1 protein-coding gene and 1 pseudogene are annotated in these 2,909 nt (G+C 75.8%); one reads left to right on the forward strand and one right to left on the reverse strand.

Going from position 1 to position 2,909, the window contains the following annotated elements; all coding sequences use genetic code 11:
- A partial coding sequence (locus tag NWP09_RS12315) for a dolichyl-phosphate-mannose--protein mannosyltransferase (RefSeq protein WP_258275793.1) occupies positions 1–1,705 on the forward strand: 1,705 nt, incomplete at its 5' end.
- Between the two features lie 16 nt (positions 1,706–1,721).
- Here the strand turns inward: NWP09_RS12315 and NWP09_RS12320 are convergent.
- A pseudogene (locus tag NWP09_RS12320) lies at positions 1,722–2,909 on the reverse strand (thioredoxin domain-containing protein); the annotation flags it as partial.

Below are 2,909 nucleotides of genomic sequence, written 5' to 3' on the forward strand. Positions count from 1 at the left end.
GGCCGAGCCCGCGCCCGCGCGCCGATCCGGGCGCGCCCGCGAGCGACTCACGTCGGCGTACCTGTCGGCCGAGCGGCGCCTGGCCGAGCCGCGCATCCGCCGCCGCATCGAGATCGGCGCGCCGGTCGCCATCCTCGCGATCGCCGCGATCGCCCGGCTCACCGCGCTCGGGCACCCCGGGATCCTCGTCTTCGACGAGACCTACTACGTCAAGGAGGGCTGGTCGACCTGGCAGCTCGGCTACGAGGGCGAGTGGGCCGAGGGCTCGGACGAGCGCTTCGAGGCCGGCGACCCGGGCGGCCTGACGACCGAGGCCGACTACGTCGTGCACCCGCCGCTCGGCAAGTGGATCATCGGCATGGCGATGGCCGTCTTCGGCATGGCCGACCCCTTCTGGTGGCGGCTGCCGAGCGCGCTCGCGGGCATCGCGGTCGTGGGCCTCACCTACGCGGTCGCGCGCGGCCTGCTGCGCTCGGTCGCGTTCGCGAGCGTCGCGGGCTTCCTCATCGCGATCGACGGGCTCGCGATCGTGATGAGCCGCACGGCGCTGCTCGACGGGGTGCTCACGATGTTCGTGCTCGCAGGCGCCGGCGCGCTGCTGCTCGACCGCCGCGGCTCACCCGCGCGCACGGTGCGGGCGCTCGATGCCCGGCCTCGCCGGTTCGGTGCCGCTATGTGGAACCGCCCTTGGATCCTCGTCGCCGGCGTGCTGCTGGGCGCCGCATGCGCGACGAAGTGGTCGGGGCTCGCCTTCGTCGCCGCGTTCGGCCTCTGGATCGTCGCGATGGACGCGCTCGACCGGCGCCGCGCCGGCTTCCGCTCCCCCTGGCTCGGCACGCTCGTGACGCAGGCGCCGGCGAGCTTCGTGCTGCTGTGCGGGCCGGCACTCGTGGTGTACGTCGCGAGCTACGCGGGCTGGTTCGACGGCGGCTGGGGCTCGCAGCTCATGCTCGAGCGCGCCGACCTGCGCTGGGGCGGGCTCCTCGCGTGGGTGCCGCTCGGCCTGCAGTCGCTGTGGCAGTACCACGTGCAGCAGTTCGGCTTCCACGTCGGCCTCACGGGCGACCACAGCTACCAGTCGCCCGCGTTCGAGTGGCTCTACCTCGGCCGCCCGACCGGCTTCGAGATGGTCTCGGGCAGCGAGGGCACGTGGTGGGTGACGGCGCTGCCGAACCTGCTCGTCTGGTACGGCTCGGTCGTCGCGCTCGGCGTGCTGCTGTTCCACTTCGGCCGAACCCTCGATCGCCGGGCCGGCTTCCTGCTCGTCGGGGTGATCGCGGGCTACGTGCCGTGGCTGCTCTTCCCCGAGCGGACGATCTTCTTCTTCTACGCGATCGTCTTCCTCCCGTTCCTCGTGATCGGGCTCGCGCTCGCGCTGCAGCTGCTCGTCGGGCCGGCCCGACGGGTGGCGGATGCGCCGGGCAGGGTCGGCGTGGCCGGGGTCGCGGATGCGCGAGGCGGGGCCGGCGGGCTCGAGGCCGCGGTCGCGTCGGGAATGGCGGGCGACGGCCCCACGCAGGTAGCCACCGCCGCGCCGGTCGACGGGAGCGCGGAGCGGCGCGCCGCCGGCTGGCTCACCATCGTGGCGCTGCTCGTGGTCGCGCTCGCGGTCTCGCTGTGGTTCATGCCCGTCTGGTACGGCATCCAGCTCGACTCGGACATGATCCGGCTGCGCTACTGGCCGCCGACCTGGCCCGGCCGCTGATCGAGCCCGCTCGCGGTCAGTAACGCTCCGGGAGCTCGCAGACGAATGCCTCGCAGCGATAGGCCCCCGGCTCGGTCTTGCCCTCGAAGAGCGAGAAGCCCGCTGCGGCCAGCTCGGCCGCCTGCTGGGGCGTCGCGATGACCGCGCCGGGCTCCCGCCGGTGCTCGAGCGGCGGGTCGCCGATGAGCACGGTGGTGCGCGGCGGCTCGGCGAGCAGCGCGGCGACCCGGAGGGTCGCGGCACCGGCGAGGGGGTTCTGCAGGGCGAGGCTCGCGTCGAGCATCGCCCGCGCGGCCTCCAGGTGCGCGGTGTCGCCGGTGAGCGCGTAGAGGCCGGCCCACGCGCCGGCGAGCGCCGCCCGGCCGGAGGGCGCGTCGCCGTCGGAGTCAGGGCCGCGCTCGAGCGCGGGGCCGTGCCCCGTGGGCGCTGCCGGGTCGGGCGCGTGCTCCAGGATCGCCCGGGCCGCGCTCGCCCAGCGCGCCTCTCCTGTCGCGCCGGTGAGCGCGATGAGCCCGGCCGCGAGGCTGCCCGCGTCGGCCGCGGTGGCCGCCGCGGCGGACGGAGTGCCGTCGAGACTCGCGTGCACGAGCGCGGCGGGGTCCGCCGCGTGGCGCTCGAGCAGGAGCTCGGCGGCCCCGCGAGCGAGCTCGAGCGCGCGCTCGTCGGCATCGCGGAGCGCACGGATGCTGAGCGCCTCGATCGCGAGCCCGTTGGCCGACGTGACGACGAGCCGGTCGAGCGGCGGCCGCTCGACGCCGGGCGCGCGCGGGTCGGGCGCGAGGTGCCAGCCGCCCTCGACGCGCCGCCCGTCGACCGTGGACTCGGCATCCTCGGCGACGGCGAAGGCGCCGCCGGGCAGCCGGAGCACGTCGTCGAGGAACGCGACGATGCCGCGCGCGACGGACTCGCGGCCGAGCAGCGTCGCCGCGTGCAGCAGCTGCGCGTTGTCGACGAGCATCCGCTCGAAGTGCGGCACCGACCAGTCGCGCTGCGTCGCGTAGCGGAAGAAGCCGCCGTCGCGGCCCCGCAGGTGCGAGTAGCGCCCGGCGCGCACCACCTCGTCGTCGCCGGCGGCCGCGTCGAGCAGCCGCTCGGCGACGCCCGGCGCGAGCTCGGCGGTGCGCGGCTCGGCGAGCGCCACGATGAGCCCGGGCTGCGGGAACTTCTGCGCCTCCCCGAGCCCGCCGTGCTCGCGGTCCTCGAC

This window comes from Agrococcus sp. HG114, from assembly GCF_024723325.1.
Taxonomy (GTDB): domain Bacteria; phylum Actinomycetota; class Actinomycetes; order Actinomycetales; family Microbacteriaceae; genus Agrococcus.